The organism is Chitinophaga silvatica, from assembly GCF_003419895.1.
Lineage (GTDB): Bacteria > Bacteroidota > Bacteroidia > Chitinophagales > Chitinophagaceae > Chitinophaga > Chitinophaga silvatica.
This window is the reverse complement of record NZ_QPMM01000006.1, coordinates 313,529-327,955: the sequence shown is the minus strand read 5'-3', so window position 1 is coordinate 327,955 and position 14,427 is coordinate 313,529. Positions and strand designations below refer to the sequence as shown.

General features: G+C 39.1%; 11 protein-coding genes. 8 read left to right on the top strand and 3 right to left on the bottom strand.

Annotated elements, in window-relative coordinates; genetic code table 11:
- Positions 1-39 precede the first annotated feature (39 nt).
- Positions 40-1,062 (top strand): gliding motility lipoprotein GldB, encoded by a 1,023-nt coding sequence (gene gldB, locus DVR12_RS12465; protein ID WP_116976001.1) that lies wholly within the window; start codon positions 40-42, stop codon positions 1,060-1,062.
- A 95-nt stretch (positions 1,063-1,157) separates the two neighbouring features.
- Here gldB and apaG read toward each other — a convergent pair whose 3' ends face one another.
- Positions 1,158-1,544, bottom strand: coding sequence for a Co2+/Mg2+ efflux protein ApaG (gene apaG, locus DVR12_RS12460; protein WP_116976000.1), 387 nt, complete (start codon positions 1,542-1,544; stop codon positions 1,158-1,160).
- A 72-nt stretch (positions 1,545-1,616) separates the two neighbouring features.
- The gene (locus tag DVR12_RS12455) at positions 1,617-1,943 is read right to left on the bottom strand and encodes a DUF4157 domain-containing protein (protein WP_116975999.1); all 327 of its coding nucleotides are present in this window, start codon (positions 1,941-1,943) and stop codon (positions 1,617-1,619) included.
- Positions 1,944-2,170: 227 nt separating this feature from the next.
- Between DVR12_RS12455 and DVR12_RS12450 the strand changes: the two genes are divergently transcribed.
- From DVR12_RS12450 to DVR12_RS12440, 3 genes are all read left to right on the top strand, one after another.
- Positions 2,171-3,451, top strand: coding sequence for a UDP-N-acetylmuramoyl-tripeptide--D-alanyl-D-alanine ligase (locus tag DVR12_RS12450; protein ID WP_116975998.1), 1,281 nt, complete (start codon positions 2,171-2,173; stop codon positions 3,449-3,451).
- A 114-nt stretch (positions 3,452-3,565) separates the two neighbouring features.
- On the top strand, positions 3,566-6,889 hold the full coding sequence (locus DVR12_RS12445; RefSeq protein ID WP_116975997.1) for a TonB-dependent receptor: 3,324 nt from the start codon (positions 3,566-3,568) through the stop codon (positions 6,887-6,889).
- Between the two features lie 277 nt (positions 6,890-7,166).
- Positions 7,167-8,441, top strand: a complete 1,275-nt coding sequence (locus DVR12_RS12440; protein ID WP_116975996.1) for a hypothetical protein — start codon at positions 7,167-7,169, stop codon at positions 8,439-8,441.
- Between the two features lie 709 nt (positions 8,442-9,150).
- On the opposite strand, the gene mce is transcribed toward DVR12_RS12440, so the two are convergent.
- Positions 9,151-9,552 (bottom strand): methylmalonyl-CoA epimerase, encoded by a 402-nt coding sequence (gene mce, locus DVR12_RS12435; RefSeq protein WP_116975995.1) that lies wholly within the window; start codon positions 9,550-9,552, stop codon positions 9,151-9,153.
- Positions 9,553-9,679: 127 nt separating this feature from the next.
- On the opposite strand from mce, the gene DVR12_RS12430 reads away from it, so the two are divergent.
- From DVR12_RS12430 to DVR12_RS12415, 4 genes are read left to right on the top strand one after another with little or no spacing between them, the layout of a single operon-like run.
- Entirely contained in the window at positions 9,680-10,870 is a 1,191-nt protein-coding gene (locus DVR12_RS12430; protein ID WP_116975994.1) for an IscS subfamily cysteine desulfurase, read from the top strand.
- 60 nt (positions 10,871-10,930) lie between these two features.
- Positions 10,931-11,671 (top strand): gliding motility-associated ABC transporter permease subunit GldF, encoded by a 741-nt coding sequence (gene gldF, locus DVR12_RS12425; protein WP_116975993.1) that lies wholly within the window; start codon positions 10,931-10,933, stop codon positions 11,669-11,671.
- A gap of 23 nt (positions 11,672-11,694) precedes the next feature.
- Entirely contained in the window at positions 11,695-13,407 is a 1,713-nt protein-coding gene (gldG, locus tag DVR12_RS12420; RefSeq protein ID WP_116975992.1) for a gliding motility-associated ABC transporter substrate-binding protein GldG, read from the top strand.
- A gap of 52 nt (positions 13,408-13,459) precedes the next feature.
- Positions 13,460-14,398, top strand: coding sequence for a TerC/Alx family metal homeostasis membrane protein (locus tag DVR12_RS12415; RefSeq protein ID WP_116975991.1), 939 nt, complete (start codon positions 13,460-13,462; stop codon positions 14,396-14,398).
- The last annotated feature ends 29 nt before the right edge of the window (positions 14,399-14,427 follow it).

The following is a 14,427-nucleotide window of genomic DNA, read 5'->3' as shown; positions in this document are numbered from 1 at the left end:
ACAAACTATTCATACATTGCAATTCGTATTTTTATACTCATGCAAAAACATCTCACTCTTTACACCTGCCTACTGGCGCTGATTTTAGGGGTTTCCTGCAATAATGGAAAAAAAATTCCGGATGTCAGCAATATAACCATGTCCGTTAGTCTGAACAGATTCGACTCTGCCTTTTTTACCATCGATACCAATAATGTTCAGATAGGGTTAAACACATTATATCCTAAGTATCCTCTGTTTTTACCAGTATACATTACAGATATAATGAACCTGGGAGCATTCAGAGATAGCGTAAATGTTCCCAAACAGGTACATCTGTTTCTGACAACACCAGATTTCAGACAGTTGGAAACTGCTGTGCAGGAAAAATTTAAAAATACCAGGCAGCTGACAGATCAGTTAGCTCAAGCTTTCAGATATACCAAATACTATATACCTTCTTTTCATCATCCTAAGATTGTAACGTTTATATCAGGAATTGCCAATTATGGTGCAATTACGGTCGACAGCCTTCTTGGAATTGGCTTGGATATGTATATGGGAGCCGATTTTCCGCCCTATGCTCAGATTCCTGATTATCCTGAATATATGATCCGCAGATTTGATCCTGCTTATATTCCTGTGAATTGTATGCAGGTTATACAGCAGCAACTATATCCGGCAGCACGTAGTGGAGGTAATTTACTGGAACAGATGATTGAAGCGGGAAAACAGCAGTACTTCCTCGATAAGGTATTACCAACAACAGCAGATACGCTGAAAATGGGATATACTAAAGAACAATTGAAGTGGTGCTACGATAATGAGCAAATGATCTGGCAATTCTTCGTTCAGAATAATTTACTCTATTCTTCCGATTGGCAGGATATCAACCATTTTATCAATGACGGCCCCTCTACTCAGGGAATGCCGGAAGGATCACCGGGAAAGATTGGATACTTTGTAGGCTGGCAGATTGTGAATAAATATATGGAAAAGCATAGCGAGATAACGCTACAGCAATTGATGGGAACCAAGGATTTGATGGAAATATTTAAAGCCGCAAAATACCGGCCAAAGTAATAATGAATTGGGAATTGTCTGTTGGTTGGTGGCTAACAGCCAATTCCTTTTCCTTGAATAAAGTGGCATCCGTACAGGTTAAACTAAAGACGGGATTAGTTCAGTTTAAAAGGAACTATCATCTGAAATTCAGGGATTTTTACTTCAAAAAGCTTCTTATCCAACTGATTTTCCATCTGATAGGTACCGTACATCTTTCCAATTTCAGTGCGCAGGTTGGAACCTGAAACATATTGATAAGTTTCACCAGGCGCCAATAATGGTTGTACTCCAACCACGCCTTCGCCTTCAACTTCACGATGAGCCCCATTGGAATCAATAATATACCAGTGACGACGTAATAACTTTATAGGGAAATTATTATTGTTTTCAATGGTAATACGGTAAGCAAACATGAATTCGCTTCCAATTGGATTCGAATAATCCGGCTGGTAAAACGTTTCAACGCTGATAGTGATGCCTTCTGTTACCTTCTTAACCATAAAATCAACCTTTAACGTAAAAATAAGGAAAATAACCCCAGGTACTATAAAAAACCTGACTTTAACGAATATTTAGATTATTTCGATCCCATCCAGGATCTCAGAATCCTCTTCAGCCGCACGGGCAGCCGCTTCCAGGGAATTATTATAATATCCCTTCTGAAGATATTCTGCTAAATATCGCCATAAAAAGCCAATTTTCCCATATTGCTGATACTGTTTTATATGGCAGGCTTCATGTCGCATCCATGAAATATCAGACAAAAAGCGTTCTCTGGACGCTCCATGCAAATAAATTGTGCGTCCAACTACCACGGCTACAGATTGTACACGTAATGAACGAGCTGCTACACGTGCCAGCCATGAATTTTCCTGTATACGACATCTAATATTCTTCAAAGTAGCTGAAATATAGCATTAATAATGCCTGTTTCTCGCAAAGAGGCATAAGAAGCAAAGAGGCATAAGGATCGAAGCGAGTATTTTTAAGGACTTCCGATAGGCTTCAATACAAATAGAAACCAGTCAGCAGCGCTTAGTAACATTCGCTTCGATCCTTATGCCTCTTTGCTTCTTATGCGGCTTTGCGAGAAACATTATTACATTTGTAACAAATAACCACTACTGTGAATATCGAACAACTATATAGCATCTACCAGCAACATCGCTCCGTACAAACCGATACAAGAAAGTTAAAGTCCAATGATCTTTTCTTTGCTTTAAAGGGCGATAATTTCAATGGAAACGAGTTTGCAGCTAAAGCACTGGAATTGGGGGCTGCATTCGCAGTAGTTGATGAAGCAGCATATTTTACCGTTCCTGAAAAAATGATGCTGGTACCCAATGCTCTCGAAACTTTACAGCAGCTGGCATTAAGGCACAGGAAAGAATTAAAAATTCCCTTTCTTGCTATTACCGGTACCAATGGAAAAACCACAACCAAAGAACTGGTAAGTACCGCCCTGGCAGCCGGACTTAAAACTTATGCTACCGTAGGTAATCTCAATAATCATATAGGTGTTCCCCTCACGATCCTCAGTATCCAACCGGATGTGGAAATCGCGGTAATTGAAATGGGAGCTAATCACCAGCACGAAATTGAGGGATATTGCAAAATAGCCCTACCAACGCATGGAATAATTACCAATATTGGTAAAGCCCACCTGGAAGGGTTTGGTGGCCCGGAAGGCGTTAAAAAAGCCAAAGGTGAACTTTACGACTTCCTGAGAGCCAATAACGGAACCGTTTTCGTTTGCAATGATTATGATTATTTACTCGAAATGTCCAAAGGCCTTCCACATATTGTTACCTATGGCAGATCAGAAGCCGATTATGTGGGAGAAGCAGTAACCGACAGCGCATTTCTGGCTGTTGAGGTACGTGGCGATAGCCAGGTTGGCTTTATTCAAACCCAGTTGGTAGGAGCCTATAATTTTCCAAATGTAATGGCCGCTGTGGCAGTAGCCAGCTACTTCAAAGTACCTGAAAATAAAATTGGGCAGGCAATTGCTGCCTATGCCCCTTCCAATAATCGCTCACAGGTAATAGTTCAGGGTAGTAATACAATTATCATGGATGCATACAATGCCAATCCATCCAGTATGAAAGCCGCTATAGAAAATTTTGCTGGCCTTAATGCCAGCAAAAAAGTATTGATGCTTGGTGCCATGATGGAATTGGGGCCAGATAGTATTGAGGAACATCAGGCATTAATCGCCTTGATAAGTTCATACCACTGGGATGCAGTAGTTTTAGTTGGAGGAGATTTCAAAAAAGTAAAACATTCTTTCACTTATTTAGATAATTCTGCCGCCGCTGCAGAATGGTTAAAACAACAACAATTTACTGGTACCCACATACTTATTAAAGGTTCAAGAAGTACAGGGATGGAGAAGGTTATAGCATAGAAAATTGTGCTGATTGTGATATTCAGATTTTAAAATATTTGTTAACGATTTCATAATTGTTTTAATTTTAATGAGTCAATCAGACGTTTGACCTTTACCAAAATCTGAATCGCAATGCACAAAAAACTATGGTTTTTGCTCAGTGTACTTCTATGTACGCTAACTGCCCCACATGCCCTGTACGCCCAAGAAACAACCGCCGACATCGCTGGAATTATTAACAGTTCTGATGGCCCGGTACCCGGAGCCAGCGTTATTGCGGTGCATCAACCCACAGGTACCAAGTATATGACAATCTCACGTAAAGACGGCAGATACAATCTTCCCAACTTACGTGTAGGTGGTCCTTACATTGTGACTGTTTCATTTGTAGGTTATAAATCAGAAAAAAGAGAAAACATCTCGCTATCATTAGGTCAGGAATATAAGGCTGATTTTAAATTGATAGCAAGTACCAGTACCTTAACTGAAATTGTTGTAACCACACAAACACAAAGTAAAGTAATCAACAAAGCCCGCACTGGTAGCCAGGAAGTGATCACACGATCACAGATGGACAGATTACCTACCATTACCCGTTCGATGCAGGACTTTACCCGCCTGACCCCTTCAGCAAATGGACTGAACATAGGCGGTAGAAGTAATCAGCTGAACAACATCACAGTTGACGGAGCCAACTTCAACAACTCCTTTGGCTTACAAGCTACATTAGGATCTCAAACTTCTTCACAGCCTATCAGCCTGGAAGCATTGGAACAAATTCAGGTAAACATTAGCCCCTATGATGTAAGACAAGGAGGATTCTCCGGCGCCGGTATCAACAGCGTAACCAAGAGTGGTACCAATACCTTTAAAGGCTCCGTATATACTTACATTCAAACACCCGGACTGCAAGGTTTAAAAGCCGGTACATCCACTGTTCCGAAACCAGATTTCAATTACAATCTTCGCGGGTTTACAGTAGGTGGTGCTATTAAACCTAACAAACTATTCTTCTTCGTAAGTGCGGAGCAGGAAAGAGTTGCAGCTCCGGCTACCAGCCTTGTAGCAAACAAACCAGGTGGAACCGCCGGTGGTAACGTTTCTCAGGCAGTAGCAGATACGCTCGATCAACTTAAAAAGTTCCTGATCGATAAATTCAAGTATGATCCGGGAGACTATCAGGGTTATACTTATCGTACACAAAGTGATAAAATGACATTGAAGTTAGACTGGAACGTGAACTCCAACAACACCTTTACGATCAAGTACAACTACCTGAAGTCGTTCAAAGATATTCCTGCAAGTAATAGCGGGGCACCTGGAACTGGCCGTCAGCCTAGCGCCACAGGTCTTCCGTTTAGTGGTAGTGGTTACACTATCAATAATAACTTCAACATATTTATTGCAGAATTAAATACACGAATTGGTAACCGTGCTTCCAATAAATTACAGATTGGTTATTCTGCGCTCCGCGATTTCAGAAAGGCGCTTTCTTCAAAAGAATTTCCGCTGGTTGATATCATGAACGGACAAGGCGCCAGCTACACAGCTTTTGGCTACGAACCATTTACCTACAATAATAAACTGAATACAGATGTATTCCAGTTGTCCGACATCTACACAATGTATAAGGGCAAACATGAAATCACCGTTGGTACACAAAACTATTATAAGAAATTCCTTAATGGTTTTGCCCCTAACTATGTGGGTAACTATCGGTACAATAACCTAACAGAGTTTTATGCGAGCGTTGAGAAAGATGTACCATCAGCAGTAAGATATGCATTGTCTTATACAACCACCAAAGACAAGTCTTTTCCTTACGCTAAAATCAACATGCTCGAATTAGGTGCATTCATTCAGGACAAATGGAATGCCAGCAATAACTTCACCTTAACTTATGGTTTACGTGTAGACGTTCCTGTTATAGGCAGCACATTCGATACTAATGAAGCCTTAACTAAATTAACATTCAGAGATGGAATACAGGTAGATGTTGGTAAAGCACCAAAAACAACTCCACTTTTCTCTCCACGCCTTGGTTTCAACTGGGATGTAACCCATGACGGCAAAACACAGGTTCGTGGTGGTGCAGGTTTATTTGCAGGTCCTCCTCCGGGTGTTTGGATTAGTAACCAGGCTGCCAACAATGGTGTACAATTTGGTTCTTTCACTGCTCAAACCAGTGCTACGGTTACCTCAATTCCTTACGTATTCAGCGATAATCCTGATAAATACCGCGATAATTCTGGTAATCTGTCTACTCAATATAATATTGCCGTAACAGATAAGAACTTCAAGTATCCACAGGTGATGAAGATGACGTTGGCAGTTGACCGTCAACTTCCTTTTGGAATTATCGGAACGCTTGAAGGTAACTATTCTAAAGACATCAATGCAGTGTACTTCGACAACATAAATATCCCTGCAACCGGTTTAACTTTAGATGGAACTCCTGACAACCGTACCCGTTATAACTCAAGCAAAATATATGGTGCAGGCACCAGTCTGGACAATCCTAATATCAGCGATGCTATCCTGATGCGGAATACTAATAAAGGTTACTCTTACTTTGCAACAGTTCAATTACAAAAAACTACTCCACACTTATATCTGATGGCTGCATATACTTATAGCAAATCTAAAAGTGTAAATGATGGAGGTTCCATTGCACAAAGTAACTGGCGCGATCGCCCGGTAGCTGGAGATCCTAATGCGAATACCCTCGGTTATTCCAACTATTATTTACCGCATCGCGTTGTAGCCGCTGCAACCTATCGTTTCACCTGGGCTAAAAATTTTGCAACATCAATTGGTGCAATATTCGAAGCATCACCAAGCCTGAATGGATTGTATAATACAACATCCTATACATACAACGGAGATATGAATGGTGATGCCAATACAAATAATGACCTGATCTATATACCTCGTAACAAGAGCGAAATTAAATTAGTGCCTGTTGGCTATGGTGATAAAGGATTTGATCCTGCTACTGCAGCTGATAAACGTAGTGCTGATATTCTCTGGAACCAGCTCGACAACTTCATCAAACAGGATAATTATCTGAGTACCCATCGTGGACAATATGCAGAGCGTAATTCAATTGTGCTTCCATTCTCTAAACGTATGGATTTAAACATCACTCAGGACATCTTCGTATACACCGGCAAAGAGAAGACCAAACATACTTTACGTATCAGCTTTGATATTATCAACTTTGGTAACTTCCTGAACAAAAGATGGGGTATTTCTAAAATACCAAATGTTTCTTCTTTCCTGAAATACGAAGGACAACTCAGAGATGGAGATGGTAAAGCAACTGCTACACCGGCCTTTTCATTCCCGTATCAAGACCCAACCAATCAAATACCTTTGACTAATTCCTGGAGAGATAATACAGGAACTATTTCACGTTGGCAAGGACAGATTGGTATAAGATATATGTTCAACTAATCGTTGATTATATTAATTGTGAAAAAGGAGAAGCAGTTTTGCTTCTCCTTTTTGTTTATAAAGACAGCTGGTAAGCTATCAACGTTATAACTAAATACTTCATTTTCCCCATTTCGATTCTCCGTTAGTCGACAACCCAATGTTGTTTAACAACGATCTCCTTTCGTCTGTCGACGGTCTGAAAACCAATATAGTTTAAGAAATACCTTTGTCTCATTCCTCTTCACAAGAACAAAAAATGCAGGTGAAATTTTATCAATTTAAATAAGTATAATTCATGAACTACAAAATAATTGACAAATACGTTTTACGTAAGCCAATTCTATCCATGCTATTTACATTAGTTGTTATCTTCTTTTGTTTTTCCTGTAAAAAAGATTCTTCTCCCAGAGACCCCGAACCGGAACCGCAATCAACACAAAAGCCAAAGCCAACAGAACATGGCAATTCCACAGGAAGCGTCATTTCCAAAACCATAGGTTCGGATGGAGGAACAATTGAAGACTCAACAGGTAGCCTGAAGGTTGTTATACCACAAGGGGCAGTAGATGGCCCTGTTAATTTTACTATAGAACCAGTAGAGAATAAATTTAAGGCAGGTTTTGGTACTACATTCAGAATTAAGCCGGAAAATACCACCTTTAAAAAGGATGTTGAAATTTCCATTAAGTATAACGAAGACGACCTTAAGGGAAGTCCAAAATCCTCTTTATTTCTTTGTTACCAGGATGCAGAGGGATACTGGAGAAAAGCTGCAGGTTGCATCATTGATAGTGCAAATAGTACATTGAGAGTAAATACCAAACATTTCAGTGACTGGACATTTGCGGCCGAAATTTCATCAAGCGGGGGCGACTATTTTGGTACAATTAAACTCAAACAAGGTGAAGAAGCTAAAATAGAAATTTATGGTATTGCTAAATATGATGAAGGCACCCTCGACGAATTAATATCCCCAGAACCCATTGATATTAAGGGGAAAGTGATCAGTTGGTCTTTATATGGATCAGGTAATCTGACACCGCAAGGAGATGCAGCAACATATAAAGCGCCGGGAAATTTCACTTCCAGTGAAATAGTTACAGTAATAGCAGGCGTAAAAGGGGGTAACCCATCTAAGCCGGATGAGGTGACCTATGTTATAAAAAAGATCCTGCTTATTAATGATGAATATATTGAGTACAGAATCGGAGGTGTACAACATATAGCCAGTGTTCCACAAATGAGATACAGTGGTGGTGGTGTTCTGGTTACCGGAACCGGATTTCTTATGTCTTATATAGGAACAAGAGTTGGTAAGTATCCTTTTGGACCAACTGCTGTTAGTGGTCATGTAAATATGTTTTTGACACATAGTATTGAAAATAAAAGCTACCAATCCGAAGCTAATTGCAGTGGTACAATGATCTATAATATAGGTTCAGTATTTTTCACATCAAATACAGGATATATTGAAGGTCGCTTTGCCGGTGATTTTTTTAAGGAAAATCTGTTTGGATGTCCAACAGGTAATTTATATGGTACCGGAACCTTTAGGGTAAAAGTAAAATAATTCAATAAGCTCTAATCACAGTTATTTACAAATTTAGAATAAAGAGATCGTTAAAGGAATTCTTTTTGCGATCTCTTTTTATAGTTTTTTATTAGAAATTGATTTTTATTGAAATCGTTGCCATTGATAACCTTCCGGCTTTACATATTAAAGTGGAAAGTTCACAAAAAAAGGCTGAAGATGTTATTAAGAAATAAGTTGTTTTTGGAGTGTCACTTATTTTTATAAAAAAGATTAAGCAGGCACAATTAAATAGTTCTGTTAGCGTTTTATATGAAACGCTGTACTATTTCTCTCCTATATTCTAATTCCAGGAAATTTTTTGATTTGTAGAAGCTCACATTACTAGTTGTGGCATATTCCATTTTATCAATTGGCTTAAAAAAAAAGACCTGCAAGCTAAAAAACCCGCAGGTGTTCATAACCTATGCCAACTTTAGAGTAATCGTTAGAATTTAAACCGTTTAATAAAGCTCAAATTCTGTAATATTTTGAGTTATGTACTTCTTTTCGTTTTTGTGTTTATATAGATAACATAACATAAAATGTATTTGTTCAAAAAAATTCAATTTTTTTTTTCTGACCATTTCTGTCTGTTATCCAAGCGCTACAATATTACTTACGTTCCCTTATTTTCTTTGGATTGCCAAAATGGAAAAAAAATTAAAAAAATTATTATTATTTATTTTTTTTATATATAAGTAAATGCTTACTTGATTTCCTGACAAATTTCGATTAAAACACCATTTGTAGATTTAGGATGCAGAAAGCAAATCAGCTTGTTATCGGCCCCTTTTTTAGGGGACTCTTGTAGCAACAAGAATCCTTCCTGCTTCAATCTTTCCATTTCTGCATAGATATCTGCCACCTCAAAAGCGATATGATGCATTCCTTCACTTTTCTTTTCTAAAAATTTAGCGATAGCACTATCCGGTCCGGTTGCTTCCAACAATTCAACCTTCGTATCTCCCGATTTAAAGAAAGCAGTTTGAACCTGTTCACTTTCCACCAATTCCTGTTTATAACAGTTTGTATTCAACAGTTTTTCAAATAATGGAACAGAAGCAGATAAAGATTTCACGGCAATGCCAATATGTTCAACCTTCAGCATAAGAATTTGATTTTGCAGTTTTTATGGCTGCTGCCATTAGCTTTAAAGACAGCATAACCAGGTAAAAATAGAACTTAAGTCTTACATTTGTTTGAGGTAGTGAATACTAAATCTATCTGTCTTCAATATGTTTCAACAACCTGTGTATCTCGATAATAATGCTACTACAGCTTGTGACCCAAGAGTAGTTGAAACCATGCTGCCATACTTTAGCCAGATCTATGGCAATGCTGCCAGCCGTAGTCATTCCTTTGGCTGGGCTGCCTCTGAAGCAGTGGATTTAGCCCGAGAACAGGTGGCTGCACTTATAGGTGCTACCAAACAGGAAATAATTTTTACTTCAGGAGCCACCGAAGCCATTAACCTGGCTATTAAAGGAGCTTATGAAATGTACGCCGGAAAAGGCAATCATATTATTACAGTTGCCACTGAACATAAAGCTGTACTTGATACCTGTGAACACCTGGCTAAAAAAGGCGCCCGCATTACTTTTCTTCCAGTAGAAGCATCAGGACTCATAGACCTTCAAAAACTGGAAGATGCCATTTCACCAGATACTATATTAATTAGTGTCATGTTCGCCAACAACGAAACCGGTGTAATTCAGCCAATCCGTGAAATAAGCCAGATAGCCAGAAAACATCAGGTAATATTTATGTCTGATGCCACTCAGGCTGTAGGCAAAATACCAGTAAACGTTAATGACCTGGGGATAGATATACTTACATTGAGCGGCCATAAGTTTTACGGCCCTAAAGGAGTTGGAGCCCTTTATATAAGGCGCCGGGATCCGAGAGTCAGACTCGTTGCACAACTCGATGGGGGAGGCCATGAAAGAGGGCTGAGATCCGGAACCCTCAACGTTCCGGGCATTGTAGGCTTAGGCAAAGCATCGCAATTAAGTATGCTGGAAATGGAAAGAGATATTCAACATATCTTACCATTGAGAGATAAACTGGAAAATGCCTTATTACAGCTCGAACAAACTTTCAGAAATGGAACAGCACAGCATCGATTACCACATACCTGCAATTTGTCGTTCAATTACCTGGAAAGTGAAGTGCTTATGATGACCTACAACAGGAAAATTGCGCTTTCTTCGGGATCGGCCTGCACCTCAGCCTCTATGGAACCGAGTCATGTACTGAAAGCCATGGGCTTAAGTGATGAAATGGCCTACGCATCGCTAAGATTTGGCCTGAGCAGATTTACAACCGAAGAAGAAATAGACTTTACTATCCAAACAATGCTTGAAGGGGTGGAGGAACTCAGAGGCAAAAGTATTGCCTGGGAGCTATACAAAGATTCCCTTTCCTAAAGCTACCCGCGAATAGCTATATTTGTATCTTTACGAATCCTAATCCATACAATACTGTTCATGCTCGCCATCTTTAAGAAAGAGATACATCAGTTTTTCAGCAGTGTCACCGGGTATGTGGCCATAATCCTATTTTTATTGGCTAACGGATTATTTTTATTCGTTTTCCCCGAAACAAGTTTGCTGGATACCGGATATGCTAATCTTGATCCGCTGTTTAATCTGGCACCAATGATTTACCTACTCCTCATTCCGGCTATTACCATGCGGAGTTTTGCCGATGAATTCAAAACCGGAACAATGGAGTTGCTTAGTACTAAACCTTTAAGCAGCTGGGAAATTGTTATGGGTAAATTCTGGAGCAGTTTATTAATTGTTATCATCTCCCTTATACCTACGCTTGTTTACTATCTGGCAGTTCGGCAATTAAGTGTTGATCCTCAATTATTGGATAATGGAGGTATTATAGGTTCTTATATAGGCCTGGTTTTGTTGGGAGCTGTATTCACTGCCATCGGTATCTGGTCATCTTCTCTCACCGCCAATGCAATGATAGCCTTCCTTATAGCGTTATTTACCTGTTTTATTCTATATAATGGTTTTGATGCATTAAGTAAAATCCCTGCTTTCGCCGGAGGATTGGACTATTATCTGCAAATGGCAGGTATTAAGTTTCATTATGCTTCTATAAGTCGGGGGGTAATCGATAGCAGAGATATCATCTACTTTATAAGTATAATCGGATTAATGCTCTATTTAACTAAATTATCGCTGCAACGCAAGCTTTGGCAAAAAGGCTAAGATTTCCAACAACAGCAAACAGCATGGCTACACGAAAAAAATATATACAACGCGCTATCACAATAGTCGGATTATTAATCGTTATCAACATTGTGGCAGCGTACTTTCATGGAAGATGGGATCTTACCACAGAAAAAAGATATACACTTACCCGCAACACCCAGCAAATGCTTAAACAACTGGATAGTCCGGTTACTGTTGAAGTATTTTTGAAAGGTGATTATCCCGCCAGTTTCAGACAATTAGCACAAGCTACTTCTGATCTCCTGGAAGAATTCAGGGAATATGGCAAACAAAATTTTCAATTTGTATTCATTAATCCCGGGCAGGGACTATCAGATTCTGCCCGCATGAAATTTCTCGGTGAACTTACTGCACAAGGCATTATGCCTTTCAATATGAAAGTGCAGCAGGATGCAAACCAAAGCTATGCTGAACAGTTAATTTTCCCGGGAGCTTTAGTAAAATACAAAGACAAAACTATTGGCGTCAACCTTCTTAAAAACCAGGGTGGACAAGATCCTATGCAAACTATGAGCAATTCGGAAGCATTGCTCGAATATCAGTTTGCAAATGCAATACATAAACTTACCGAAAAGGAAAAACCATTGGTAGGCTATATGCTTGGGCATGGCGAATCTTTAGGAATTGAAGTATATGATGCCTTAACAACCTTGCAACAGAACTACGCTTTAGATACACTTACACTACAATCGACCTCCTTTATCCCCAGAGATTTTGATCTGGTTTTATTTGCAAAACCATCGGGAACCTTTAGTGAAAATGATAAGCTGAAAATTGATCAGTACGTGATGAATGGTGGAAAGGTGCTTTGGTTTATAGATGAATCAGGTGCGTCTATGGATAGTTTGCATCAGCGTTCCGACTTCTTTGCTTTCGACAAACAATTAAACCTGGAGGATCTATTATTTAAATATGGGGTTAGAATCAATCAGAATCTCATTATGGATCTACAGAGTGATATAGTGCCGTTGGTAGTAGGAAATGTTGGCGATCGTCCTCAGATCCAACCTGTACCATTTCCTTATTTTCCATTTCTGATGCCTACAAAAGCTCATCCTATAGTAAAAAACCTGGATTTGGTGTTGAGCAGATTTGCAAGCTCAATTGATACTATAAAAAATGAATCTGTTAATAAAACCATATTACTAACTTCAGGCAGAAACAGTCGTACTACGCGTTTACCGGCCCAAATAAGCTGGGATATAGTAAAAGTACAACCTAATGTCAGGGAGTACAAACAGTCGTTTCTTCCGACCGCTGTGCTATTGGAAGGAAAATTCAGCTCATTATTTCATCACAGACAAGACCCTGTTGCGGTAAAAGCCCTGGAGCAGGCATCAGGTAAGCCTTTTCTGGAGGCAGGGCCCCAGGATGGAAAAATGATAGTAGTGAGTGACGGAGATCTGATTGCAAATGCGGTATCAAGAAAAGATGGCCCTTTGCAGATGGGAATTAATGAGTTTAATCCGGGTTTTTCCTTTGCTAATAAGGAGTTCTTCCTTAACTGTCTTGAATATTTGAGTGGGAATTCAGGTATTATGGAGGCTAGAAATAAAGAATTAACAATACGTTTATTGGATGCTGAAAAGATCAAAAAAGAAAAAAGTAAATGGCAGGCCATCTGTTTCCTGGTGCCAATAGGGCTGATCCTGGTATTTGCAACGATCTTTCAGTTTATTCGTCAACGGGCTTATGCAGGAGGAATTAAATAAATAGTCCATTTTGAATTCCTATCTTTGCCACTCAATTAAACCTGACAGTTACATGACGCCGACACAATGGACCTATCTGATATTCTTTATTATGATAGTAGTGGCATTGATTTTTGATCTTGGTCTATTTAGTAAAAAGAACGAAAAAACTACCATTAAAACGGCGTTGTGGCAAAGTATCTTCTGGATAGGTTTATCAGTGCTCTTTTTTGGATTTGTCTGGTATGAAGATGGTTCGGAAACCGCCATCAACTTTATGAGTGCTTATCTCATGGAAAAATCTCTTTCCATGGATAATATTTTCGTATTTATTCTCATATTTGGATTCTTTAAAGTAAAAGAGGAAAATTACTCACGCGTTTTACTTATTGGTATATTGCTGGCCATAGTATTCAGGGCAATCTTTATCAGCGTAGGAGTAGTGTTGATCAGTAAATTCCATTGGATTTTATATTTATTTGGAGTATTTCTGGTTTATACCGGTTACAAAATGTTCAGGACAAGTGAAGATGATGAATTTAAACCTGAAGAAAATTTTGTATATCGATTTATGAATAAATATATGCGGATAACACTGGAAGAGCCAAAGGGCCGATTCGTTATCCGTAAAAATAATAAAGCGTATCTGACCTCATTAGCCCTTGTTGTGGTGATGCTGGCATTTACTGATATTATTTTCGCGCTGGATTCAATTCCGGCCGTTTTTGCAATATCGCAACAACCATTGGTAGTTTATACTTCCAATATTTTTGCGGTATTAGGACTTAGGTCCTTATTCTTTTTGTTGAGGGGGGCGGTAGATCAGTTCGACTACCTGCCAAAGGGCATTGCCGTTGTGCTTGTTTTCATAGGACTGAAAATGCTGGCAGAACCATTTATTCATATACCCGTATACGTATCTTTATTAGTGATCGTATTTTGTTTAGTAGGGTCCATTATTTATTCCCACTACCATCAGAAAAAAGAATTAACTGAATCTGAAGAGAAGTAAACGGTGGAAGCCAAATTAGTTTGTTGTGC

Bases quoted from the DNA above. Each gene is read 5' to 3' on its own strand.
- DVR12_RS12430 (WP_116975994.1), top strand. From the start codon at position 9,680: ATGTTTCAACAACCTGTGTATCTCGATAATAATGCTACTACAGCTTGT.
- DVR12_RS12440 (WP_116975996.1), top strand. From the start codon at position 7,167: ATGAACTACAAAATAATTGACAAATACGTTTTACGTAAGCCAATTCTA.
- gldF (WP_116975993.1), top strand. From the start codon at position 10,931: ATGCTCGCCATCTTTAAGAAAGAGATACATCAGTTTTTCAGCAGTGTC.
- gldG (WP_116975992.1), top strand. From the start codon at position 11,695: ATGGCTACACGAAAAAAATATATACAACGCGCTATCACAATAGTCGGA.
- DVR12_RS12415 (WP_116975991.1), top strand. From the start codon at position 13,460: ATGACGCCGACACAATGGACCTATCTGATATTCTTTATTATGATAGTA.
- gldB (WP_116976001.1), top strand. From the start codon at position 40: ATGCAAAAACATCTCACTCTTTACACCTGCCTACTGGCGCTGATTTTA.
- mce (WP_116975995.1), bottom strand. From the start codon at position 9,552: ATGCTGAAGGTTGAACATATTGGCATTGCCGTGAAATCTTTATCTGCT.
- apaG (WP_116976000.1), bottom strand. From the start codon at position 1,544: ATGGTTAAGAAGGTAACAGAAGGCATCACTATCAGCGTTGAAACGTTT.
- DVR12_RS12445 (WP_116975997.1), top strand. From the start codon at position 3,566: ATGCACAAAAAACTATGGTTTTTGCTCAGTGTACTTCTATGTACGCTA.